This is a genomic window from Streptomyces sp. NPDC045967 (genome assembly GCF_056430495.1).
In genome coordinates this window covers 46,051-69,619 of record NZ_JBWKLE010000015.1, presented here as the reverse complement: position 1 = coordinate 69,619, position 23,569 = coordinate 46,051, and the positions used below count along the sequence as shown (strand labels likewise).

16 protein-coding genes and 1 pseudogene are annotated in these 23,569 nt (G+C 72.1%); 4 read left to right on the top strand and 13 right to left on the bottom strand.

Annotated features, from left to right (window positions below; genetic code table 11):
* Positions 1-7: 7 nt before the first annotated feature.
* Entirely contained in the window at positions 8-2,899 is a 2,892-nt protein-coding gene (locus tag AC07FY_RS24895) for a vitamin B12-dependent ribonucleotide reductase (RefSeq protein ID WP_479009894.1), read from the bottom strand.
* 143 nt (positions 2,900-3,042) lie between these two features.
* Complete coding sequence (gene nrdR / locus AC07FY_RS24890; RefSeq protein WP_479009892.1) at positions 3,043-3,555, bottom strand: transcriptional regulator NrdR; 513 nt, start codon at positions 3,553-3,555, stop codon at positions 3,043-3,045.
* A gap of 470 nt (positions 3,556-4,025) precedes the next feature.
* Here nrdR and lexA point away from each other — a divergent pair, with 470 nt between their 5' ends.
* On the top strand, positions 4,026-4,817 hold the full coding sequence (gene lexA, locus AC07FY_RS24885) for a transcriptional repressor LexA (RefSeq protein WP_479009889.1): 792 nt from the start codon (positions 4,026-4,028) through the stop codon (positions 4,815-4,817).
* Positions 4,818-4,984: 167 nt separating this feature from the next.
* Here the strand turns inward: lexA and AC07FY_RS24880 are convergent, their stop codons facing one another.
* The 5 genes and pseudogenes from AC07FY_RS24880 to AC07FY_RS24860 form a co-directional block, all read right to left on the bottom strand.
* A complete protein-coding gene (locus AC07FY_RS24880) occupies positions 4,985-6,955 on the bottom strand; it encodes an ATP-dependent DNA helicase (RefSeq protein WP_479009886.1) in 1,971 nt (656 codons plus the stop codon).
* Positions 6,956-7,007: 52 nt separating this feature from the next.
* Positions 7,008-8,586: pseudogene (locus tag AC07FY_RS24875) on the bottom strand (IucA/IucC family protein).
* 78 nt (positions 8,587-8,664) lie between these two features.
* Positions 8,665-9,372 (bottom strand): GNAT family N-acetyltransferase, encoded by a 708-nt coding sequence (locus tag AC07FY_RS24870; protein ID WP_479009883.1) that lies wholly within the window; start codon positions 9,370-9,372, stop codon positions 8,665-8,667.
* 29 nt (positions 9,373-9,401) lie between these two features.
* Positions 9,402-11,168, bottom strand: a complete 1,767-nt coding sequence (locus AC07FY_RS24865; RefSeq protein WP_479009880.1) for an IucA/IucC family protein — start codon at positions 11,166-11,168, stop codon at positions 9,402-9,404.
* A gap of 595 nt (positions 11,169-11,763) precedes the next feature.
* Entirely contained in the window at positions 11,764-13,041 is a 1,278-nt protein-coding gene (locus tag AC07FY_RS24860) for a diaminobutyrate--2-oxoglutarate transaminase family protein (RefSeq protein WP_479010019.1), read from the bottom strand.
* 522 nt (positions 13,042-13,563) lie between these two features.
* On the opposite strand from AC07FY_RS24860, the gene AC07FY_RS24855 reads away from it, so the two are divergent.
* Positions 13,564-14,733: a trypsin-like serine peptidase gene (locus tag AC07FY_RS24855; protein WP_479009877.1), complete on the top strand. Its 1,170-nt coding sequence runs from the start codon at positions 13,564-13,566 to the stop codon at positions 14,731-14,733.
* 73 nt (positions 14,734-14,806) lie between these two features.
* Here AC07FY_RS24855 and hflX read toward each other — a convergent pair whose 3' ends face one another.
* The 6 genes from hflX to miaA form a co-directional block, all read right to left on the bottom strand.
* Positions 14,807-16,312, bottom strand: a complete 1,506-nt coding sequence (hflX, locus tag AC07FY_RS24850) for a GTPase HflX (protein ID WP_479009874.1) — start codon at positions 16,310-16,312, stop codon at positions 14,807-14,809.
* Positions 16,313-16,415: 103 nt separating this feature from the next.
* Positions 16,416-17,855: a M1 family metallopeptidase gene (locus tag AC07FY_RS24845; protein ID WP_479009871.1), complete on the bottom strand. Its 1,440-nt coding sequence runs from the start codon at positions 17,853-17,855 to the stop codon at positions 16,416-16,418.
* Between the two features lie 129 nt (positions 17,856-17,984).
* Positions 17,985-20,066 (bottom strand): RelA/SpoT family protein, encoded by a 2,082-nt coding sequence (locus tag AC07FY_RS24840; protein ID WP_479009868.1) that lies wholly within the window; start codon positions 20,064-20,066, stop codon positions 17,985-17,987.
* Between the two features lie 140 nt (positions 20,067-20,206).
* Complete coding sequence (gene dapF, locus AC07FY_RS24835) at positions 20,207-21,082, bottom strand: diaminopimelate epimerase (RefSeq protein WP_479009865.1); 876 nt, start codon at positions 21,080-21,082, stop codon at positions 20,207-20,209.
* A 34-nt stretch (positions 21,083-21,116) separates the two neighbouring features.
* The gene (locus tag AC07FY_RS24830) at positions 21,117-21,644 is read right to left on the bottom strand and encodes a hypothetical protein (RefSeq protein WP_479010016.1); all 528 of its coding nucleotides are present in this window, start codon (positions 21,642-21,644) and stop codon (positions 21,117-21,119) included.
* 132 nt (positions 21,645-21,776) lie between these two features.
* A complete protein-coding gene (gene miaA, locus AC07FY_RS24825; protein WP_479009862.1) occupies positions 21,777-22,715 on the bottom strand; it encodes a tRNA (adenosine(37)-N6)-dimethylallyltransferase MiaA in 939 nt (312 codons plus the stop codon).
* A gap of 175 nt (positions 22,716-22,890) precedes the next feature.
* Between miaA and AC07FY_RS24820 the strand changes: the two genes are divergently transcribed.
* Positions 22,891-23,106, top strand: coding sequence for a gliding motility protein (locus AC07FY_RS24820; protein ID WP_479009859.1), 216 nt, complete (start codon positions 22,891-22,893; stop codon positions 23,104-23,106).
* A gap of 23 nt (positions 23,107-23,129) precedes the next feature.
* Positions 23,130-23,426 (top strand): antitoxin, encoded by a 297-nt coding sequence (locus AC07FY_RS24815; RefSeq protein WP_479009856.1) that lies wholly within the window; start codon positions 23,130-23,132, stop codon positions 23,424-23,426.
* The last annotated feature ends 143 nt before the right edge of the window (positions 23,427-23,569 follow it).

Sequence of the window (23,569 nt, the reverse complement as noted above, 5' to 3'; positions counted from 1 at the left end):
CGCGCTGTCAGCTGCAGCCGCTGGTGGAGCCGCAGCCCTCGCAGATGTAGCAGGAGCCGGCACGCTGCATCTTCGTGCCGCAGGAGAAGCAGAGCGGGGCGTCGGCGGACACGCCGAGCTGCATCTCGACCAGTTCGGCGCTGCTGTGCGCGGTCTTCGGCGCCGGGACCGGCGCCGCGGGCGCGAGCGGCTTCGGGGCCGAGGGCACCGCGGCGAGCGGGGCCGACTGCGCCAGCGACTCGGTGTCCAGCTCCTCCTCGAGCGGTTCGTAGGAACCGGTCTCCAGGTGGCGCTGGCGCTCCTCGGCGGTGTGGATGCCGAGGGCCGAGCGGGTCTCGAAGGGCAGGAAGTCCAGCGCCAGGCGGCGGAAGATGTAGTCGACGATCGACTGCGCCATCCGCACGTCAGGGTCGTCCGTCATACCGGCCGGCTCGAAGCGCATGTTGGTGAACTTCGAGACGTAGGTCTCCAGCGGCACGCCGTACTGCAGACCGACCGAGACGGCGATCGAGAAGGCGTCCATCATGCCCGCGAGGGTCGAGCCCTGCTTGGACATCTTCAGGAAGACCTCGCCCAGGCCGTCGTCCGGGTAGGAGTTCGCGGTCATGTAGCCCTCGGCGCCACCGACCGTGAAGGAGGTGGTGATGCCGGGGCGGCCCTTGGGGAGGCGCTTGCGGACGGGACGGTACTCGATGACCTTCTCGACGGCGGCGCGGATGGTCTCCTCCGTCTTGGCGGTGACCTCCTCCTTCTCCTCCTCCTTCTTCTTGGCGGAGAGGGGCTGGCCGACCTTGCAGTTGTCGCGGTAGATCGCGAGCGCCTTGACGCCCATCTTCCACGCCTCGAAGTAGATCTCCTCGATCTCCTCGACGGTCGCCGTCTCCGGCATGTTGACCGTCTTCGAGATCGCGCCGGAGATCCAGGGCTGGATCGCGGCCATCATGCGGACGTGGCCCATCGCGGAGATGGAGCGCTCGCCCATCGCGCAGTCGAAGACCTCGTAGTGCTCGGTCTTCAGGCCCGGGGCGTCGACGACCACACCGTGCTCGGCGATGTGCGAGACGATCGCCTCGATCTGCTCTTCCTGGTAGCCCATGCGGCGCAGGGCCTGCGGGACGGTGCCGTTGACGATCTGCATCGAGCCGCCGCCGACGAGCTTCTTGAACTTGACCAGGGCCAGGTCCGGCTCGACACCGGTGGTGTCGCAGGACATCGCGAGGCCGATGGTCCCGGTCGGCGCCAGGACGGAGGCCTGGGAGTTGCGGAAGCCGTTCTTCTCGCCGAGGCGCAGGACGTCCTGCCAGGCCTCGGTCGCCGCGGCCCAGATCGCGTTGTCCAGGTCGTCGGTGCGCGGCGCGACGGCGTTGGCGTCGGCGTGCTGCTTCATGACGCGCTTGTGGGCGTCGGCGTTGCGGGCGTAGCCGTCGTACGGGCCGACGATGGCGGCCAGCTCGGCGGAGCGCCGGTAGGCGGTACCGGTCATCAGCGAGGTGATCGACGCGGCGAGGGTGCGGCCGCCGTCGGAGTCGTAGGCGTGGCCGGTCGCCATCAGCAGGGCGCCGAGGTTGGCGTAGCCGATGCCCAGCTGGCGGAAGGCGCGGGTGTTCTCGCCGATCTTCTGCGTCGGGAAGTCCGCGAAGCAGATGGAGATGTCCATCGCGGTGATGACCAGCTCGACGACCTTGGCGAAGCGCTCGGCGTCGAAGGACTGGTTGCCCTTGCCGTCGTCGTTGAGGAACTTCATGAGGTTGAGCGAGGCGAGGTTGCAGGACGTGTTGTCCAGGTGCATGTACTCGCTGCACGGGTTGGACGCGGTGATGCGGCCGGACTCGGGGCAGGTGTGCCAGTTGTTGATCACACCGTCGTACTGGATGCCCGGGTCGGCACAGGCCCACGCGGCCTCGGCGAGCTTGCGGAAGAGCGCCTTGGCGTCGACCTCCTCGATGACCTCGCCGGTCATGCGGGCCCGCAGGCCGAACTTCGTGCCGTTCTCGACGGCCGTCATGAACTCGTCGTTCACGCGGACGGAGTTGTTGGCGTTCTGGTACTGGACGGACGTGATGTCGTCGCCGCCCAGGTCCATGTCGAAGCCCGCGTCGCGCAGGGCGCGGATCTTCTCCTCTTCCTTCACCTTGGTCTCGATGAAGGCCTCCACGTCCGGGTGGTCCACGTCCAGGACGACCATCTTGGCCGCGCGGCGGGTAGCGCCGCCCGACTTGATCGTTCCGGCGGACGCGTCGGCGCCGCGCATGAAGGAGACCGGGCCGGAGGCGTTGCCGCCGGAGGAGAGGAGCTCCTTGGAGGAGCGGATGCGGGAGAGGTTCAGGCCGGCGCCGGAGCCGCCCTTGAAGATCATGCCCTCTTCCTTGTACCAGTCGAGGATCGACTCCATGGAGTCGTCGACGGCCAGGATGAAGCAGGCGGAGACCTGCTGCGGCTGGGGCGTGCCGACGTTGAACCACACCGGGGAGTTGAAGCTGAAGATCTGGTGCAGGAGGGCGTAGGTCAGCTCGTGCTCGAAGATCTCCGCGTCGGCGGGCGAGGAGAAGTAGTCGAAGTCCTCGCCGGCCTTCGTGTAGGTCTTCACGATCCGGTCGATCAGCTGCTTCAGACCGGTCTCCCGCTGCGGCGTGCCGACCGCGCCGCGGAAGTACTTGCTGGTGACGATGTTGACCGCGTTCACCGACCAGAAGTCGGGGAACTCGACACCGCGCTGCTCGAAGTTGACCGAGCCGTCGCGCCAATTGGTCATGACGACGTCACGGCGCTCCCAGCTCACCTCGTCGTAGGGGTGCACGCCGGGGGTGGTGTGGATGCGCTCGATCCGCAGGCCGCCCTTGGCGGTCTTGGTCCCCTTGGCGCGGGAACCGCGTGCCGAGCTGCTCGCCGTCTCTGTCATGCCAGGCCTCCCATATGCGGGCAAAAACGCCCTAAAGTGCCAGCGCTATTCCGCGGCACGGTGCTGTTCTCTGTATCTACGTCTCTTCGCACGACTCACCGGCCACACCGCGGCGCGCGAGCACCGCGGGGAGGGCCGTCCGGTCAGTCGGCGGCGGAGGCGGGCACGGGGACCGAACCGGCCCCACCGTGCTCGCACCCCTCGGGGCGAGAACGCCGTTCGCGCAGTTCCGCGATGGCGGTCTCGAAGTCTTCAAGGGTGTCGAACGCTTTATAAACGGACGCGAACCTCAGGTACGCGACCAGGTCGAGCTCCTGCAACGGGCCGAGTATGGCCAGACCCACGTCGTGGGTGGTCAGCTCGGCGCTCCCGGTGGCGCGCACCGCCTCCTCGACCCGCTGGCCGAGCTTGGCGAGGGCGTCCTCGGTGACCGGCCGTCCCTGGCACGCCTTGCGCACGCCGGAGATGACCTTGGTACGGCTGAAGGGTTCGGTCACCCCGCTGCGCTTGATCACCATCAGTGAGGCCGTCTCCACCGTCGTGAAGCGACGGGAGCAGTCGGGGCACTGGCGGCGCCGGCGGATCGACGTGCCGTCGTCCGTGGTGCGGCTGTCGACGACGCGGCTGTCGGGGTGCCTGCAGAAGGGGCAGTGCATGGTTCCCTCACCCTCCCTCTTGGCACGACTGGATCACCTCACCAGACCCCTGAACAGCAGAGGCGGACTCTGCCGGGGGCCGGTGAAGCAGCCCCCAGCATATGCGATCCCGGGACCCTCAACGGACCCGAGGACCACAACTTCTGGGCGGCCGCGCCCATCCAACCACTAGATCTTGGGTTGCGGCGGATTTACCCCACTCCGCGTGTCGCGGCGTCCGATAGGCGGATACGGGGCCCCGCGGTGCCACAATTGGGCCCGGCCCCGGAGGGCCCCGACCCGACCGGGAAGGGTACCGTAAGCAGCGGCTGCCCGACCGAACCCGCGTTCGGCGAACCGATCGCCTATACACCGCTCGATTTCCCCGCGCGGGACGATCTGCGTTTTTTCACTCGAACGTGTGTTTGGCGCAACCTTTCGAAAGCTACTACCGTTGTCCAGCTAGGGAGAACATTTCGAGAGGGGCCGACGTGACCACGACCGCAGACAGTGCCGCCATCACTGCCCAGAACCGCTCCCAGAGCCGACTTGAGCCGGTGCATGCCATGAACGAAGCACACCTGAACCCGGAGGCGGAGGCCGTGCGCCCCGCCCGCTCGCTGCCAGGTCGACCTCCAGGCATCCGCGCCGACAGCTCCGGGCTCACGGACCGGCAGCGGAGGGTCATTGAGGTCATTCGCGACTCCGTGCAGCGCCGGGGCTACCCGCCGTCGATGCGGGAGATCGGTCAGGCCGTCGGCCTGTCCAGCACCTCGTCCGTCGCCCACCAGCTGATGGCCCTGGAACGGAAGGGCTTCCTGCGCCGCGACCCGCACCGCCCCCGGGCCTATGAGGTGCGCGGCTCCGACCAGCCCAGCTCGCAGCCCACGGACACCACCGGCAAGCCCGCCGCCTCCTACGTTCCCCTGGTCGGCCGGATCGCGGCCGGCGGCCCGATCCTCGCCGAGGAGTCGGTGGAGGACGTGTTCCCGCTCCCCCGCCAGCTGGTCGGCGACGGCGAGCTCTTCGTCCTCAAGGTCGTCGGCGACTCGATGATCGAGGCGGCCATCTGCGACGGCGACTGGGTCACGGTCCGTCGCCAGCCGGTCGCGGAGAACGGCGACATCGTCGCCGCGATGCTGGACGGCGAGGCCACCGTCAAGCGCTTCAAGCGCGAGGACGGCCACGTCTGGCTCCTCCCGCACAACGCCGCCTACCAGCCGATCCCCGGCGATGAGGCGACCATCCTCGGCAAGGTCGTCGCCGTACTGCGTCGGGTCTGACCCCGCCGCCTCCGTCCAGCCCTCGGGATCCACTGCGCCGGTCCCGGGGGCTGCCGTTTGCCCAGGGCCGGGACCGCGCGTGCCGTGCACCGAGTAACGCCCCGCTCAGAGCCGAGGCGCGCACTGCTCAGGGCTGGGGCAGGCCGCCGCTCAGGGCTGGGATGCCGCTACTTGCCGTCGGCCTGCGCCGACGCGTCGATGGCGGCCAGGGAGCGGCGGGCTTGGTTCCGGTCCGTGGTGTACCAGAAGTCGGGCAGCGTGGCCCGCAGGAAGCTTCCGTACCGGGCCGTGGCCAGGCGGGGATCCAGGACCGCGACGACACCCCGGTCGCCCATGGCCCGTACGAGACGCCCCGCACCCTGGGCCATCAGCAGCGCGGCGTGCGTGGCCGCCACGGCCATGAACCCGTTGCCGCCGTGCTCCTCCACCGATTTCTGCCGGGCGCTCATCAGAGGGTCGTCGGGGCGCGGGAACGGAATCCTGTCCATCACCACCAGCTGGCAGCTGGGGCCGGGCACGTCCACCCCCTGCCACAGCGACAGTGTTCCGAACAGGCAGGTCTTGGGATCGGCCGCGAACGCCTTGATCAGCTCGCCGAGCGTCTCCTCGCCCTGGAGCAGGATCGGGTTGTCGAGTCGGCCGCGCAGCTCCTCTGCGGCCGCCTTGGCGCCGCGCATGGAGGAGAACAGTCCGAGGGTACGGCCGCCGGCCGCCTCGATCAGCTCGGCGAGCTCGTCCATCATGTCGCCGCGCGTGCCCTCGCGGCCCGGCGTGGCCAGGTGCTTGGCGACGTAGAGGATGCCCTGCTTCGGGTAGTCGAAGGGAGAGCCGACGTCCAGGCCCCGCCAAACGGGCGCGTCCTCCCCCTCGACGCCTTCGGGCGAGAGGCCGAGGGACGCCGCCACACCATTGAAGTCGCCGCCGAGCTTGAGGGTCGCCGAGGTCAGCACGACGGAACGGTCTTCGAAGAGCTTCTCGCGCAGCAGGCCCGAGACCGACAGCGGGGCGACCCTCAGGGTGGCCCCGAAGCGGTCGTGGCGCTCATACCAGACGACGTCGTACTCGGAACCGGCGGTGATCCGCTCCGCCACGGCGTGGACGCTCTCCACCGCGGCGAGGGCCTGCTTGCGCACCGCGTCCTCGTCCGGGACGGATTTGTCGCGGGTCGCGCCGATCGCCGAGATCACGTTGCGCGCGGCGTCCCGCAGTGACATCAGGGCGTAACCGAGGTCCTCCGGGACCTCCTCCAGCCGCCCCGGGAGCGCCAGCTCCATGACCCGCTCGAAGGACTCCGAGGCCGTCTGCAGGGAGTCGGCCGTCTTCTCGTCGACCAGCTTGGCGGCCCGCTTCACCGCCCGGTTGACCTGTCCGGGAGTGAGCTCGCCGGTGGCGACCCCGGTCACCCGGGAGACCAGTTCGTGCGCCTCGTCCACGATCAGCACCTCGTGCTGGGGCAGCACCGGCGCGCCCTCGATGGCGTCGATGGCGAGCAGGGCGTGGTTGGTGACGACCACGTCCGCGAGCTTGGCCCGCTCGCGGGCCGCCTCGGCGAAGCACTCGGCCCCGTACGCGCACTTCGTCGCACCCAGGCACTCCCGGGAGGACACCGAGATCTGCGACCAGGCCTTGTCGGAGACGCCCGGCGTGAGGTCGTCGCGGTCGCCGGTCTCCGTCTCGTCCGCCCAGTCGCGCAGGCGCAGCAGGTCCTGGCCGAGCTTGCTGGTGGGGGCGGCCGCCTCGAACTGGTCGAAGAGGCCCTCCTCCTCGTCCTGGGGCGCACCCTCGTGCAGGCGGTGCAGGCACAGGTAGTTGGACCGGCCCTTGAGCATGGCGAACTCCGGGCGGCGGCGCAGCTGCGGATGCAGCGCCTCCACCGTCCGGGGCAGGTCGCGCTCGACGAGCTGCCGCTGCAGCGCGAGCGTGGCCGTGGCCACGACCACGCGCTCACCGTGGGCGAGCGCGGGCACCAGGTAGCCGAGGGACTTTCCGGTGCCGGTGCCGGCCTGGATGAGCCGGTGGGTGTTGTCGTCGATCGCTTCGGCGACGGCTTCGGCCATGGCCACCTGGCCGGGGCGCTCCGTGCCGCCGACGGCGGAGACGGCGGCGTGCAGCAGGTCGGGGAGGGAGGGCTTCGTCATAGCACTGCCAACCCTACGGGGCGCCACCGACAACGACCGCACCCTCGGGGGTTCACGGCCGGTACAGGGGGTTGGGGACGGTGCCGTGCCGCACGGCGTGCGGGCGGGTGGGTCGGTCCCGGTAGCCGTCCTCGTAGAGCCGGTTCCGGTTGAGGCAGAGCCGTCCGATGCGCTCGCCGAGCAGGTCGAAGAGCTCGAAGCGGTCCAGCTCGGGGAACCGCGCCTGGTGGCGGAGGATCTCCGCCCGTACGAGCGACCAGAACTCGTTCTCGGGGACGCCGAGGCGGTCCTCGCACAGGGCCGAGAGGTAGCGGAAGACACCGACGAAGAGGCCGGAGTGGATGAACTGGGGCAGGGAGTCGGCGGGCTCGGTGAGCAGTACCGCCCGGATCTCGTCGGGCAGGGAATCCAGCTCGGGCAGCGGTTCGGCGGTGATGTTGACGTCGTCCACGAAGTCCTTGACCGCGAGCCTGACCGGGATGTCCTGCTCGTCGAAGATCACGACGGCGTTCTCGCCGTGCGGGGAGAAGACCGTGCCGCAGCGGTAGAGGAAGTGCAGGAGCGGGGGCAGAAGGGCGGCGAAGAGGCGCTGGAGCCAGGCGACGGGGGCCAGCCCGGACCGGGCGACGAGTTCTGCGGTGAAGGACCGGCCTCGGGAGTCGGTGTGCAGGAGGGAGGCAAGCGTGCGGGCGCGCTCGCCTGGCGCCAGGCGCCCGGTCAGGGGCTCGCGCCAGACGGCGCCGAGGAGCTCCTTGTACTGGTAGGGGACCTCGGGGAGCGCGTCGTAGACGGGGTGGCGGACGGTGACGGAGGCGACCTCGCCCAGCAGGATGACCCCGCACTCCTCGCGGAGGAAGGGGTCGGCGTCGCGGAGGGAGTGGATCCACGCGGTGACGGCCGGGGCGGCGAGGGTGAGGTCGCTGGGCAGTCCGCGCCAGACCATGGTGTCGAAGACGGACAGCGGGAGCTTGACGCTGTGCCGGTCGGGCCGGGTGCGCTTGAGGAAGGTGCGGATCGACTGCTGGGGCAGGCGCTCGTCGGGGTCGGCCGGCAGGGGGACGAGGGCGCCGGGGGCGAGGGCGGGGCCAAGAGGGGAAGGACCACCTCGTCCCCCTGCCAGGGGTGCACCGGCACGTAGAGGTAGTGCTGCGGGTCCAGGCCACGGTCGCGCAGCGCCCGGTCGAAGCCGGTGCGGGTCACGGGGTCGAGCTCGGCGGAGTAGAGCCGGGCCCGCCGAGGGTGGCTCCGTCGAGGCCGAGGAGTGAGCGGGAGCGGATGAGGAAGGCGTACGGGTCCCCGAAGGCGGTCGGCGGCTGTATGGCGGTGACCGGCGGGGTGAGGGTGATGGTGTCCGGGTCGACGTGCCCGCTGCCGTACGAGCAGCGGCGGGCGCGGAAGCCGAGGAGGCTGCCGTCGTCCAGGGTCAGGTTCCACGCGTCTGCGGCGGCGGCCGGGGCGGGGACCGGGCTGATGATCTCCTCGTAGGCGAACTCGGCGAGCATCTTCGCGAGCAGGCGCCGCGCGGCGGACGCCCAGGTCGCGGCGGTCAGTTCGGGCGGGTGCAGGGGTGTTGGGGCGATGGCGGCAGCGGCGGTGCGGTGGAGTCGGGGGGCTGCGGGGAAATTCGGCACGGGACTCCCCGGAGATCGGGAACTTTCTGCGTGGCGCAGAGTTTTCCAAGGGAGAGGTGCGGAGCGGCGATGCGGCATTCAGAGGAGATTGCGCAGCGCCCGCTCCCGGATCATCAGGGCGGCGCGCTTCTCGGGGAGGTCGATTTCGGTGTGGCAGCGGAAACCAGAACCAAGGAAGGCCGATACGGAGGGGGTGTTGCGGATGTCCGGTTCCGCGACGACACGTGTGCAGCGAGGGCGGTGGTCGAGCACCAGGTCGGAGACGGCACGCAGCAGGGCGGTGCCGAGACCGCGGCCGCGGTTCGTGCCGTCTCCGATGAGCAGGTGGATACCCGTGTCGTGGGGGCGCGCCGGATAGTGGCGGGAGAGCGGGTCGAGGTCGGCCCGGTAGATCTCCCAGTAGCTCATCGGCGTGCCGTCGAGGAGGCCGAGGCAGGGGATGCTGCGGCCGTCCCCGTCGAGTTGGGCCCGCAGGTGGGCGGCGGTGACGCCGGCGGGGCCGGCGAGTTCCCAGTAGGCGGCCACCTCGGGGTCGTTCATCCAGCCGGTGAGGAGCTCCAGGTCGCGGTCCGGCCGAACGGCTTCGAGGCGGAAGGCTCCGACGGGTGTGTCGGTGCCGCTCCAGGTGGCCGGGGAGTCGAGCAGTTCCGCCTCGGCGAGCAGGGGCAGCAGGCCGGCGGGCAGGCGTAGTTCGAGGGTGTCGTCGGCGGCGCGGGTCGTGCCGGTGGCGTGGGCGGTGGATCCGGGGGAAGCGGCCGGGGCAACTGGGGCGTTCGTGGTGGGCATGGGTTCTTCCCCGCGTCGGTTCCGACGCGTCAATCGTGGAGGGGGTTGGTGATGGTGACGTAGACGGATTGGGTGTCGACGGGTCCGACGAGTTCGTCGAGGCCGCCCAGGCGGGTGAGCAGGTTCGCCTTGCAGCGCAGGGTGGGCGAGTCGAGCAGCTTCGCCGGGAGGGGGCCGAGGGCCGCGGCCTTGCCGAGGAAGCGGCGGAAGGCGGCGAGGAGAACGCGTTCGTCGGCGAGCCGCTGGGCCCCGAAGGCACCGATGAGGCCGAGCACGTTGTTGATGCCGAGGTAGTAGGCGAAGCGTTCGTCGGTGACGGCGTCGGGCACGAAGGTGTCGCTGAGGCTGCCGATTCCCGGAAGCCGGAGCTCCAGTTCCGCGCGATGGGACTCGCGGAAGTAGTAGCCCTGGTTGTCGCGGTAGCGGCCGCCGGCCGGCCAGCCGGCCGGGTCGAGGAGGACCAGCGTGTTCTGCTGGTGCGCTTCGAGGGCGATGCCGGCGAGCGCGTCGAAGGCGAGGACCGGCTGGACGACGTGGTCGAGATAGCGCAGGAACCACTCGGCAGCGACGGCGGTGGTGGTCTGTCCGGTGGCAGCGGCGAGGGCGCAGACGATCTCGGCCAGCCGGGAACGCATGGTGCTCCGGCCGGGCCATGGGCGCAGGGAGGTCAGCGCGGCGATGCAGACGGCGTCGTCGCCGGAGCGGAAGGGGTTGTGGCGCAGCACGACATCGAGTCCGGGCACGGGGGTGCCGTCCGGTGCGTCGACGGCGACCCACGCGGGGTCGCGGACGATGTCGAAACCGGGGTGGGCCGCCTGCCACTGCTCGGCGAGGCCGGTGCGGAGCAGCCGGTGCACTTCGACGCCTCGGTGGAGTTCCTTGCGGAGGTTCTCGCGGCGCGAGTTGGTGATGCGCAGGCCCAGGGAGAGCTTGAGCATCGCGGGTGAACCGGGCCGGTGGACGGTGCGGACGGAGGAGGTGGGATACCACGGGGCGCCGTGGGGGCCCAGGTCGTGGAGGAGTCCGGCGTCGCGGAGGGCGGTGACGGCGGGGCGCTGGAGCAGGTCGCGGGCCTGCCACGGGTGGAGGGGGAGGGGGGTGGTGCCGTCGGGGAGGGGGATCGCGGGGGCGAGCCGGCCCAGGAGCCGGGCGGCGGAGACGGGGCGGCCCCGCTCGGTCCAGGCCGATGCGGTGGCGAGCGCGGGCGGTTCGACGGCGAACCAGTGCAGGGGGAAGGAGCCGTGGAGTTCGGGTGAATAGCGGCGTGCTTCGGATTCCGAGAGTCCTTCGCGGCTCTTCGGGTCCGGTTGGAGGGGGTGACCGAGGAGGAGGGACTGTTCGGCGGTGAGGAAGCGGTCCACGCCGATGTGGGCGGGGGCGCCCGGGCGTTCGCGCCGGTCGGCGATGAACCGGGCGGTGTGGCGGACCGAATCGGCGACCCTGCCGACGAGACCGGCGCTGCCACCCGCCGGGGTGGTTCCGGGGATCGTGCCCTCGCGGGCGATGAGTGCGGCCAGGGTGACGGAGTCCAGGGCGCGGGCGGTGGCCGGGGCGCCGGCCAGCCTGGCGGGGCCGAAGCGGTGCCAGCCGGTGGCCGACCAGTACCGCACCGGGACGATCAGCGCCGTCCCGGATGCGGGGAGCGGAATGCGCAGCGGGGCGTCGGCGGGGCCGTCGGGCGGGCGGATCGCGGTTTCCCGCACCCAGCAGCGGAGGAGGTTCTCCACCGCCGCCGCCTCGGCGGCGACAGCCGGGTCGGGGTGGTCCAGCAGGTCGGGCCAAGCCGTCGGCGCCATTCCGGTGGGGGCGGCGGACCCGGTCCGGGGTCGGGGCGTGCCGTCCTTCTGGCGCGGCACGGTGGCCGCGGCGGGCTCCTGCGGGAGCGGCGTCGCGGCGGGCGCCGGCGGGGGTGGGGCCGCGGCCGGGGAAGTCGCTGCCGGAGGCCCGGCGGCTTCCGACGGCGACAGCGCGGGCCCGTCCCCGTGAGCGCCGGCCCACGCCGATGCCGAAGCCCCGGCCGAGTCATGGGGCTGCGGCGAGGCCGAAGCCGAGGTGATGGGCTGGGCTTTGCCGGGTGCCGGGTCGACGAAGGCCGCCGAAGCCCGGGCTGTGGCGGGCGGCTGCGCGGGAGCCGGGTGCTGGGCGGGGGCCGATGCCGCCGGGGCCGCGGTGGCTGCCGGAGGCTGGGCCTGGTGCTCCTGTACCGGGTCGGCGTCGGCCGCCGGAGAGTGGGCCGCGGCGAGCGGCTGCGGTGGAGCTGGGGGCTGGGCGGGGTCAGGGGCTGGGGACGAGGGGGATGTAGGGGTGGGCGGAGGCGGGGGCTGAGGAGGGGTGGGGTGTGTGGCCGGGGTGGGGCGGTGGAGGTTGGACATGGTGGGTCCTCGGGGGTGGTCAGGAGGTCCGGCGGGCGGCGGACGGGATGGCGTCGGCCAGGCGGTCGAGGACCGCCGCGGCCTGCTCGTCGGACAGGGTCAGCGGGGGCAGCAGGCGGACCACGGTGTTGTGCCGACCGCCGAGTTCGACGATCAGGCCCCGGTCCAGGCACTCCTGGCGCACGGCCGCGGCCAGGGCCGGGGCGGCGGTCCCGGTGTCGGGGTCGACGAGTTCGAGGCCGATCATCAGTCCTCGGCCGCGTACGTCCCCGATGCACGGGTGGGCGGCGGCCAGCCCGCGCAGGGCCGTCAGCATCCGCCCGCCCAGGACCGCGGCGCGCTCGGCGAGTCGGTTCTCGCGGACGAAGGCGAGCGTGGCGGTTCCGGCGGCCATGGCGAGCTGGTTGCCGCGGAAGGTGCCCGCGTGGGCACCCGGGGCCCACACGTCCAGGGCTGCCCGGTACACGATCACCGCGAGCGGCAGGCTGCCCCCGATCGCCTTGGACAGGACCATCACGTCGGGTACCACCCCGGCGTGGTCGACTCCCCAGAAGGCGCCGGTCCGGCCGACGCCCGTCTGCACCTCGTCCGCGATCAGCGGGATCCCCCGGGCCGCGGTGATCTCCCGCATCCGGCGCAGCCAGGCGTCCGGGGCGGGGATGACCCCGCCCTCGCCCTGCACGGGTTCGAGGATCATGCCGGCGGGGGCGGGCACCCCGCCCTTGGGGTCGTCCAGCAGGTGCTCCGTCCAGCGGGCCCCCAGTTCGGCACCCTCGGCCCCGCCGACACCGAAGGGGCAGCGATGGTCCTGCGGATACGGCAGCCGGGTCACCCGTACGTCCTGGGCGCCGCCCGAGGCGTCCAGCGCGCCGGAGGTCATCCCGTGGTAGGCGCCGGTGAAGGCGAGCAACCCGGAGCGGCCGGTCGCGGTGCGGACCAGTTTGAGGGCGGCCTCCACGGCGTCGGTGCCGGCCGGTCCGCAGAACTGGATGCGGGCGTCGGCGGCCAGTTCGGGCGGCAGGTTGGCGAACAGCTCGGTGGTGAAAGCGTCCTTGACCGGGGTGGCGAGGTCGAGCACGTGCAACGGGGCCCCGGAGTCGAGGACTCGGCGGATGGCCTCGAGGACGACGGGGTGGTTGTGCCCGAGGGCGAGGGTTCCGGCCCCGGAGAGGCAGTCGAGGTAGCGGCGCCCGTCGGCGCCCTCGATCGTCAGCCCGCGGGCCCGGACCGGGACGATGGGCAGCGAGCGCGCGTACGTCCGGGCGGCGGACTCCCGTTGGGCCTGCCTGCGCAGGATGCCGTTCGCGAGGAGCGTGCCGCCGGCTCCTGCCGACCGTCCTCCCTGCCGGGGCTCTTGGGGCGGGACCGCCGCCCGGTCCTGCGGTGGGGCCACTCCGGTCACCCCGGTTACCCCCGCCCCGGCCACTCCGGTCACCCCTGCCACTCCGGTCACCCCTGCCGGAGCCCCCTCCGGCGGGAGAGGCTGCCCCGGCGGCGACGGCGGGACGGGTGGAGGCGCCTGGTCCGGCGTCGTCTGCGCGGCGGCCTCGGCCGCCGCCGGCTCGGTCAAAGCCACAGGTGTCGGTCCTCCCGCACGGAGTGCTCTTCCGGATTGCGCCTCGAACACGAGCGCTGCCCGCCCATCCCCCGTACGTCCCAACGACGTCGGCGGCGGCGGATCACGGGCGGGGGCCAAGATCCTTGCCGGCGCGGCACGGAGGGCGGCGGAACCGCCGCCCCGGCCTGTGCCGTCCCCCACCTCGGCGGCATAGTGGGGGGCTGCACTCCACGCCTCGAATCCACCAGGGGGACGAACGACATGCGACCGAACCGACCGGTCACCGCGATCCTGTGCGCGGCCGCGCTCGCGCTGACCGCCGCCTGCGGGCCCGGCGACGGGGAGGCCGGCGGCGACGCCAAGCCGACCGTGGCGGCGAGCCTCCCGGGCACGGACGGGATCAAGATCCCGGACCAGCTCAAGGACAAGCTCAAGGAGCACGGCATCGACATGGAGAAGTGGAAGGGGGGTGAGTGGAAGAACTGGAAGAAGGAGGACTGGCTCCGCGAGGCGGGCGACTACATCAACCCGATCATCGAGGACCTGTGGGATCCGGAACGCATGCGTGACGCGGAGCAGCCCAAGCGGCCCTCCGTCGACCCGGATGCGGGCAAGGACCAGGGCGTCACCGACCCGGCTCCGGCGCCGGTGGCGGCCAAGGCCGCGAACACCCCCTACCACCAGAGCGTTCCCGAGGCGGGGAAGGTCTTCTTCGACGGTCCCGAGGGCTCGATGGTCTGCTCGGCGACCGTGGTCAAGGACCCTGCGCACCCCGGCAAGTCCAACCTGGTGTGGACGGCGGGCCACTGCGTGCACGCGGGCAAGTCCGGCGGCTGGTACCGCAACATCGCCTTCGTCCCCTCCTACAACAACGCGGGCAAGCCCGCGGCGCAGCTGAAGGGTGCGCCGCGCGAGCAGGTGGCCCCCTACGGCGTGTGGTGGAGCGACTGGGCGCAGACCTCCGACCAGTGGATCGCGACCGGCGGTCCGACCGGCGGCGCGGGCGCCCCGTACGACTTCGCGGTGCTGCACGTGACCCCGGAGAAGGGCGGCGGCAAGTCGCTGGAGGAGACGGTCGGTTCGGCGCTCCCGGTGGAGTTCGCCGCGCCCGCGGTGCAGAAGGTCGCGGGCATCACGGCCACCGGCTACCCGGCCGCCGCTCCGTTCGACGGGCAGAAGGCCTACCAGTGCGCGGACAGGCCGGGCCGGCTGTCGCTGACGGCGAACGAGCCGGTGATGTACCGCATCGGCTGCACGATGACGGGCGGCGCCTCGGGCGGCGGCTGGGTCGCGGTGGGCGCGGACGGCAAGCCGGCGCTGGTGTCGAACACCTCGATCGGCCCGGCCAAGGCGGGCTGGCTGGCCGGACCGCGACTGGGTCCGGAGGCGAAGGGCATCTTCGACGCGGTGAGCGCCAAGTTCAAGAAGTAGCGACTCCACGTCGAAAGGCCCGGGGCCCCCTGCGTCACAGGGGGCCCCGGGCCTTTCGCGTGCGTCGCGTCCGTCAGCGCTTGGCGAGCGCGTACGGCGCCAGGTCCGCCGCCAGCTCCTGGTGGACCCGCACCTTGATGAGGGTGCCCTCGGGGGTGTGCTCCTCGGAGAGCATCTCGCCCTCGGCGTGCGCCTTGGCGACGAGCGATCCGAGGGTGTACGGCACCAGGGCCTCCACCTCGACCTCGGGCCGCGGAAGCTCGGAGTCGATGAGCGCGAGGAGTTTCTCGATGCCCTGGCCGGTGCGCGCCGAGACGGCGATGGAGTGCCGCTCGATGCGCAGCAGCCGCTGGAGGACGAGCGGGTCCGCCGCGTCCGCCTTGTTGATCACCACGATCTCGGGCACGTTCACCGCGCCGACCTCGCGGATGACCTCGCGGACCGCGGCCAGCTGCTCCTCCGGCGCCGGGTGGGAGCCGTCCACGATGTGCAGGATGAGGTCGGAGTCGCCGACCTCCTCCATCGTGGAGCGGAACGCCTCGACGAGGTGGTGGGGCAGGTGCCGCACGAAGCCGACGGTGTCGGCCAGGGTGTAGACCCGGCCGCTCGGCGTCTCGGCCCGGCGCACGGTCGGGTCGAGGGTGGCGAACAGCGCGTTCTCCACCAGCACGCCCGCGCCCGTGAGGCGGTTGAGGAGTGAGGACTTTCCGGCGTTGGTGTAGCCGGCGATGGCGACCGAGGGGACCTTGTTACGGCGGCGTTCCTGCCGCTTGATGTCGCGGCCGGTCTTCATCTCCGCGATTTCCCGGCGCATCTTCGCCATCTTCTCGCGGATCCGTCGCCGGTCCGTCTCGATCTTGGTCTCACCGGGGCCTCGGGTGGCCATGCCGCCACCGCCGCCGCCGCCCATCTGCCGGGACAGCGAGGCACCCCAGCCGCGCAGGCGCGGAAGCATGTACTGCATCTGCGCGAGTGCGACCTGTGCCTTGCCCTCTCGGGACTTGGCGTGCTGGGCGAAGATGTCGAGGATGAGGGCGGTCCGGTCGACCACCTTCACCTTGACGACGTCCTCGAGGGCGATGAGCTGGCCGGGGCTGAGTTCGCCGTCGCAGACGACGGTGTCGGCACCGCTCTCCATGACGATGTCGCGCAGCTCCCGTGCCTTGCCGGAACCGATGAAGGTGGCCGGGTCCGGCTTGTCGCGGCGCTGGATCACACCGTCGAGTACGAGGGCACCCGCCGTCTCGGCGAGCGCGGCGAGCTCCGCGAGGGAGTTCTCCGCGTCGGTCACCGTGCCGGAGGTCCAGACGCCCACGAGGACGACGCGCTCCAGGCGGAGCTGTCGGTACTCGACCTCGGTGACGTCTTCGAGCTCGGTGGAGAGGCCCGCCACACGGCGCAGTGCCGCGCGCTCGGAGCGTTCGAACTGCGCCCCGTCGCGGTCTCCGTCGATCTCGTGGCTCCAGGCGACGTCCTCTTCCATCAGGGCATCGGCCCGAAGGCTCTCGGTGAAGCTCTGCGCCTCGCGCACGTCCTGTGCGTCCCGCGCGTCCTGGGAAGGGGAAGAGGAGGAGGTCATTGGATCCTTACGTCGATTCGGACAACTGACACGTTCAACGTGTCAGACCGCTCCGGGATTCCCGAACGGCCCTGTCGATGGTGACATGCCCGTTCCTCGGGGGTCACACGCTTTTCCCGCTCCATTCCGGGTGGCCGGGCATCGCGGGGGTCGTCGCGCCGTAGAGCCACGGCTCGAGGAAGCCCGCCAGGTCCCGTCCCGCCACCTGGGAGGCCAGGCGGACGAAGTCCGCCGTGCCCGCGACCCCGTCCTTGTGCTCCGCCACCCAGCGCCGTTCCAGGCGGTCGAAGGCCGGGGCGCCGATCTCCTGGCGCAACGCGTAGAGGATCAGTGCGGCGCCGTCGTAGACCGCCGGGCGGAACAGGCCGATCTTCTCGCCCGGCGGGGCCGGCTTCGGCGCGGCCGGAGGGCCGCCCGCGGCCCGCCACTGGTCGGAGCGCTGGTACGCCTCGCGCATGCGCCGCTCCAGGGAGTACTTGCCGAGACCGTCGGCGTAGAGGGCTTCGTACCAGGTGGCGTGCCCTTCGTTGAGCCACAGGTCGGACCAGCTGCGGGGGGCGACGCTGTCGCCGAACCACTGGTGGGCGAGCTCGTGGACCATGACGGCCTCCACGTACCACTCGGGGTAGCCGTCGCCGGAGAACAGGCCGTGCTCGAAGAGCGAGAGGGTCTGCGTCTCCAGCTCGAAGCCGGTGGTCGCCCGTGCGATCAGTACGCCGTAGTTCTCGAAGGGGTAGCGGCCGACCCGCTCCTCCATCCAGGCGATGTGCCCCGCGGTCTTCTTCAGCCAGGGGTCCAGCCGCTGCCGGTCGGCGGCCGGCACCACGTGGCGCAGGGGCAGGCCGTGCGGTCCGGTGCCGTGGACCACCGAGGAGCGCCCGACGGAGACCTGGGCCAGTTCGGTGGCCATGGGGTGCACCGTGCGGTAGGTCCACGTCTTCGAGGGTCCCCTCCGCAGGGGCGCCGCGATCGGCACCCCGTTGGTGACGACCGTGAGCGCCTCGGGCGCGGTGACCCGGAAGGTGAAGAACGCCTTGTCGGCGGGGTGGTCGTTGCAGGGGAACACCCGGTGGGCGGCGTCGGCCTGGTTGGCCATGGCCAGGCCGTCCGCGGTGGGCACCCAGCCGCCGTCCGTGCGGCCCCGCGGGTCGCTGGTGTGCCGGACGGTGATGCGCAGCGGCGTGCGCGCGGCGACCGGTCGCGCCGGGGTGAGGACGAGGTCCTCCCCCGCGCTCTCGAACCGGGCGGGCTCGCCGTTGACCTCGGCGGAGGCGACCTTCCCGTGGGCGAAGTCCAGGTTGACCCGCTCCAGGGACTGAAGGGCGCGGGCGTCGATGACGGTGACGGCGTCAAGGGGGGTGCGGTTGTCCTTGTAGGTGAAGGACAGGTCGTACGAGAGCACGTCGTAGCCGGGGTTCCCGAGCTCGGGGAACAGCCGGTCGCCGATGCCGAGCGGCTTCGGCGGCGGCAGGACGGCGGCGACGAGGGTGAGGGAGGCCGCGGCGAGCAGGGCGGCCCGTAGGCGCGGGGAGGTGAGCTGCATCCACCACCGCATATCAGCGCCCGCCGTCGGCCCGGGTACGGCGCGCGACGGGGCCACCCGAACGGGACCTTCCGGCGGACGGCCGGGCCGCACCCGGCCGTACGCCGGCGGCGCCGTCCCGAAGGGCGGCTACGCGCGGCTGACGTCGTACACGCCCGGTACGTTGCGCATCGCCCGCATCAGGGCGGGCAGACCGGCCGCGTCGGGCAGCTGGAGGGTGTAGCTGTGCCGGACCCGCTGCTCCACGGGGGGTTCGACGGTCGCGGAGACGACCTCGACGCCCTCGCGCGCGATGGCCTCGGTCAGGTCGGCCAGCAGGTGGGGTCGGCCGAACGATTCGGCGAGCAGGGTGACCCGGCAGTCCGCCGTGGCCCGCCAGTGCACGGCGACGGAGGTGCGCCCCACCGCCCGCATCTGGGCGACCGCGGCGCAGTGGACGCGGTGCACGGTGACGGCGCCGCCCCGGACCAGGAATCCGGCGACCGCGTCCGGCGGTACGGGGGTGCAGCAGCCGGCGAGCCGTACGGGGGCGTCCGGCAGGTCGGCGACGGCGTTGGCCCCGCCGCCACGCGCCCCGACCACCGACAGCGGTGCGCGGGCGGCCGTGGTGGTGGCCATGGCGCGGTCGGGGTGGGTTTCGAGCCAGCTGCTGATGGCGATCCGGGCGGCCGGGGTCCGCGCGTGGTCCAGCCACTCGGCGGAGGGGCCGGAGGAGGCGTCCTGGGCGAGCAGCAGCTGCACGGTGTCGCCGTCGGACAGGGGGGAGGACAGGGAGGTGAGGCGCCCGTTGACGCGGGCGCCGATACAGCCGTGGGCCGCCTCGCCGTGCTGCGCGTAGGCGGCGTCGATACAGCTGGCGCCGGCGGGCAGCCCGAGCGTCCCGCCGTCCGCCCGGAAGACGGTGATCTCGCGGTCCTGCGCCAGTTCGGCGCGCAGGACGCTCCAGAAGGTGTCGGGGTCCGGGGCGGACTGCTGCCAGTCGAGCAGCCGGGACAGCCAGCCCGGCCGCGTGGGGTCCACGCGCTCCTCGTACGGGTCCGCGGTGGGCGCGGTGGGCGCGGTGGCGTACGGATTGCCGAGCGCGACCACGCCCGCCTCCGCCACCCGGTGCATCTGCCGCGTCCGCACGATGACCTCGGCCACATGGCCCTCGGGCGTGGCGAAGGCGGTGTGCAGCGACTGGTAGAGGTTGAACTTGGGGGTGGCGATGAAGTCCTTGAACTCCGAGACCACCGGGGTGAAGCAGGTGTGCAGCTCCCCCAGTACCGCATAGCAGTCGGCGTTCTCGCCGACGAGTACGAGGATGCGGCCGAAGTCGGATCCGCGCAGCTCGCCGCGCTTGAGGGAGATCCGGTGCACCGAGACGAAGTGCCGTGGCCGGACCTGCACTTCGGCGGTGATGCCCGCCTCGCGCAGGACGGTGCGTACGGAGTCGGCGATGGCGGGCAGCGGGTCGCGCTCCCCCGCGTGGGACGCGATGAGCGCGCGGGTGCGCTCGTACTCCTCCGGGTGCAGGATGGCGAAGACCAGGTCTTCCAGCTCGGTCTTGAGGGCCTGGACGCCGAGCCGTTCGGCGAGCGGGATGAGGACGTCCCGGGTGACCTTGGCGATGCGGGCCTGCTTCTCGGGGCGCATCACTCCGAGGGTGCGCATGTTGTGCAGCCGGTCGGCGAGTTTGATCGACATCACGCGCACGTCGTTGCCGGTCGCCACGAGCATCTTGCGGAAGGTCTCGGGTTCGGCGGCGGCGCCGTAGTCGATCTTCTCCACCTTGGTGACGCCGTCGACGATGAAGCGGACCTCGTCGCCGAACTCCGCGCCGACCTGATCGAGGGTCACATCGGTGTCCTCGACGGTGTCGTGCAGGAGCGAGGCCGTCAACGTGGTGGTCTCCGCGCCGAGTTCGGCCAGGATCAGGGTGACGGCGAGCGGGTGTGTGATGTACGGCTCACCGCTCTTGCGCATCTGGCCGCGGTGCGAGGTCTCCGCGAGCAGGTAGGCGCGCCGCAGAACGGACAGGTCGGCGTCCGGATGGTGGGCACGGTGCGCCTCCGCGACGTGCCCGATGGCGTCGGGGAGCCGGTCGCGGGATGTCGGCCCGAGCAGGGCCGCGCGTCCGAGCCGACGCAGATCGAGCCTGGTCCGGCCGCGTCTGCGGAGCTCAGGGCGCGCTTCGGGGTGTGCTTCGGGGTTCGTGGCCTCTGCACTCATGGGCACCTCCGGCGGCTTCGACCGGCGGTGGTGGGCATGGGGTGAGCCCTCAGGGCCGGTGCCTGATGTTACCGACCCCACCACGTGGCGCAGTCCACCTCTCGCACAGCGTGAAATGGATCACCCATGAGAGGGAACCTTCAGCCGAAAGTCGTTTCGGCGAGCCAGGCCGCCTCGAACTCACCCGCGGCCACGATCACGGCCGGTCCGGTCATGTCGACCCGCCCGTCAGGGTGCTCGGTGACGGCCAGGGTCCCGCCGGGGAGGTCGACGGTGTAGGTGACCGGGTCACCGGTGACCGCCGGGTCCGCGCCGTCGCGGCGGATCGCGGCCACGGCGACGGCGCAGGCGCCCGTCCCGCAGGAGCGGGTCTCGCCGGAGCCCCGCTCGTGCACGCGCATGGCGACGTGGCGGGGTCCGCGGTCGACGACGAACTCGACGTTGACGCCGGTCGGATAGGCGGACGCGGGGCTGAAAGGCGGGGCGGTGTACAAAGTCCCGGCATCGTCGAGGCTGTCGACGAAGGCCACGGCGTGCGGGTTGCCCATGTTCACGTTGCGCGCGGGCCAGCTGCGCTCGCCCACGGAGACGGTCACCTCGCCCTCGGGGAGCACCGCCCGGCCCATCGAGACCGTGACGTCGCCGCTCTTGGCGAGGTGGACGTGCTTGACGCCGCCCCTGGTGGCGACCGCGAAGTCGCCGGGCTCGACGTGGCCGGCGTGCTGGAGGTAGCGGGCGAAGACCCGGACGCCGTTGCCGCACATCTCGGCGACGGAGCCGTCGCTGTTGCGGTAGTCCATGAACCACTCCGCCTCGCCGGCCAGCGCCGCGGCGTCGGGGTGCGCGGCGGACCGCACCACGTGCAGGACGCCGTCGCCGCCGAGCCCGGCCCGCCGGTCGCAGAGCTTCGCGACGGTGGCCGCGGACAACTCGATGGCGTTGTCCGGGTCCGGAATGATCACGAAGTCGTTCTCGGTGCCGTGGCCCTTGAGGAAGGAGAGCGTGGGGTGCGTCACCCGCTCATGGTACCGAGCAGCTGGTCGCGGGCGTTCAGCGGAGCCGCGCCACCCGGTACACGGCGAGGGCGACGAGGGCCAGCGCGGCCACGGCGTACAGCGCGGCCACGCGCCAGTCGGGGCGGCGGCCGCTGCCCCGGGCCGGGAGCCCGGGCCAGGTGTAGCCGACGCGGCGCGCGGCCATCATGCCCCAGCCGCCGGCGCAGCAGCTGATGAGGAAGCCGAGCATGGCGACCACGGCTCCGCCGTCGCCGAACTCGAAGGCGAGCGGGAAGGCGAACATCAGCGAACCGGCGGCGGCGAGCATCACGATGGGGGCGATCTGCCACAGGCGCAGGCGGCGCTGCGGTCGCAGTTCGACCTCGAACTCGGGCCCGCCGGCTGCGAGGTCCGCGCTGTCGGGCGCGTCCGGGCCGTCGGGCGTCAGCCGCGCCGGGTCGGCGGGCAACCCCAGCCCGGCCGGTTCGGAGCCCGCTCCGGCTCCGTCCTGCCGGCCGAGAAGCGTCGGGTCCGCTTCCCGCCGGGTGTCGTCCCGCCCGGTGTCACGAGGGCCGGCCTCCATCGCCACGCGCCCTCCCCACTCGGACCCAGTACGCCGCCATGCACTGGCGGCGATGACACCGCCAGGAGTTTGATGATGGCACGCCGCCGACCCCGCGACGGGCGCCCGGGGCGTCCCGATGCCATCACGTGATCAGGCTGTGACCGCTCGTTCGACCAACGTCTGCGCAATGCCGGGGAGTTCCCCCCGGTCGGCGGCGGCTCCGCTGAGCCAGTGCACCCGCGGATCGCGGCGGAACCACGAATCCTGCCGCCGCGCGAACCGTTTGGTGGCGCGCACGGTCTCGGCCTTGGCCTCCTCCTCCGTGCAGTGGCCGGCGAGCGCGGCGAGCACCTGCTGGTAGCCGAGCGCCCTGGAGGCGGTCACTCCGTCGCGCAGCCCCCGGGCCTCGAGGGCGCGGACCTCGTCCACCAGCCCGTCGTCCCACATCCGGTCCACGCGCCGTGCGATCCGCTCGTCGAGCTCCGGCCGGGCGACGTCCACGCCGATCTGCACGGTGTCGTAGACGGACTCGTGGCCGGGGAGGTTGGCGGTGAAGGGGCGGCCGGTGATCTCGATGACCTCCAGCGCGCGGACGATCCTGCGGCCGTTGCTGGGCAGGATCGCGCGGGCGGCGACCGGGTCGGACGCGGCGAGGCGGGCGTGCAGGGCGCCGGGGCCGCGCAGGGTCAGCTCCTCCTCCAGCCGGGCGCGGACCTCGGGGTCGGTGCCGGGGAACTCCATGGCGTCCAGGGCGCCGCGCACGTACAGGCCGGATCCGCCGACGAGGACGGGCGTACGGCCCTGCGCGAGCAGCCTGTCGATCTCGATGCGGGCCAGGCGCTGGTACTCGGCGACGTTGGCGGTCTCGGTGACGTCCCAGACGTCCAGGAGGTGGTGCGGGACGCCGCCGCGCTCCTCGGTCGTCAGTTTGGCAGTGCCGATGTCCATCCCCCGGTACAGCTGCATGGAGTCGGCGTTGACGACTTCGCCGTCGAAATGACGGGCCAGGGCGACGCCCAGATCGGACTTTCCGGCCGCGGTGGGTCCGACGACGGCGATGACCCGCGGTGCGGGGGCTGCTTTCCTCACTGCCCCAGTCTCGCAAACCCGGCGGCGTGTACCCGATCGGGTGAGGTGACGGGGTGAGAACCGGGTCGTTGCCCTGGCGAGGTTCCGGCCGGAGCGCGCCCTGGGGCGTGTGCCCGGGAGGCCGGTCCGGCCAGGGCGGAACTTCACTCGCACGCGTAACGTTATGGGAGTAGACATGGGCGTTTTTGATCGGTTCTTTCGTCGTAAGGACGAGGTCGCGACCGAGGAGGTCGCGGCCGAGACCGTGACGGCGGAGTCCGGTACGGCCGAGCGGGCCGAGGCAGAGCCGGCGGTTGCGCAGGCTCCGGCGGCGGAAGCCGTCGACATTCCGAAGCAGCAGTCGGCCGATGCGGCCGCGGACAGCGAAGCCGGCGAGGGCGCCCGCACGTAGCGACCGCCAACGAAAGGTGACCCATGGGCCTGCTGGACAATCTGAAGGCCAAGCTCGGTCCGGCGAAGGACAAGGTCGGCGACCTCGCCCACAAGAACGAGGGCAAGATCGCCGAGGGTCTGGAGAAGGTGGCCAGGGCCGTGGACTCCAAGACCCATGGCAAGTACAGCGACCGGATCACGAGCGGTACGGGCAAGGCGAAGGAAGCCCTGGGGAAGATCGCGCACAAGGACGCCGGCGGGCCGGTGACGCCGCCCGCCGCCGGTGGGCCGACGCCGCCCCCGACTGCCGGCGGCACGACCCCGCCGCCCACCGCCTGACGCGGGACCGGAAGAGGGGCGGGGGGGGGGGGTTCCCCCCCCCCCCCCCCCCCCCCCGCCCCCCCCCCGACCGGGTCACCACCAGGCCGAAAAGAAGGAGCCCCCACCCAAAGGGGAGTGCTACTAGGCGAACCACCCTCCAA

Excerpts from the sequence above, each read along its gene's own strand:
- hflX (WP_479009874.1), bottom strand. The coding sequence starts at position 16,312 with ATGACCTCCTCCTCTTCCCCTTCCCAGGACGCGCGGGACGCACAGGAC.
- AC07FY_RS24855 (WP_479009877.1), top strand. The coding sequence starts at position 13,564 with ATGCGACCGAACCGACCGGTCACCGCGATCCTGTGCGCGGCCGCGCTC.
- AC07FY_RS24845 (WP_479009871.1), bottom strand. The coding sequence starts at position 17,855 with ATGCAGCTCACCTCCCCGCGCCTACGGGCCGCCCTGCTCGCCGCGGCC.
- AC07FY_RS24840 (WP_479009868.1), bottom strand. The coding sequence starts at position 20,066 with ATGAGTGCAGAGGCCACGAACCCCGAAGCACACCCCGAAGCGCGCCCT.
- AC07FY_RS24895 (WP_479009894.1), bottom strand. The coding sequence starts at position 2,899 with ATGACAGAGACGGCGAGCAGCTCGGCACGCGGTTCCCGCGCCAAGGGG.
- AC07FY_RS24830 (WP_479010016.1), bottom strand. The coding sequence starts at position 21,644 with ATGGAGGCCGGCCCTCGTGACACCGGGCGGGACGACACCCGGCGGGAA.
- AC07FY_RS24865 (WP_479009880.1), bottom strand. The coding sequence starts at position 11,168 with ATGGCGCCGACGGCTTGGCCCGACCTGCTGGACCACCCCGACCCGGCT.
- AC07FY_RS24820 (WP_479009859.1), top strand. The coding sequence starts at position 22,891 with ATGGGCGTTTTTGATCGGTTCTTTCGTCGTAAGGACGAGGTCGCGACC.
- AC07FY_RS24880 (WP_479009886.1), bottom strand. The coding sequence starts at position 6,955 with ATGACGAAGCCCTCCCTCCCCGACCTGCTGCACGCCGCCGTCTCCGCC.
- AC07FY_RS24870 (WP_479009883.1), bottom strand. The coding sequence starts at position 9,372 with ATGCCCACCACGAACGCCCCAGTTGCCCCGGCCGCTTCCCCCGGATCC.
- AC07FY_RS24815 (WP_479009856.1), top strand. The coding sequence starts at position 23,130 with ATGGGCCTGCTGGACAATCTGAAGGCCAAGCTCGGTCCGGCGAAGGAC.
- nrdR (WP_479009892.1), bottom strand. The coding sequence starts at position 3,555 with ATGCACTGCCCCTTCTGCAGGCACCCCGACAGCCGCGTCGTCGACAGC.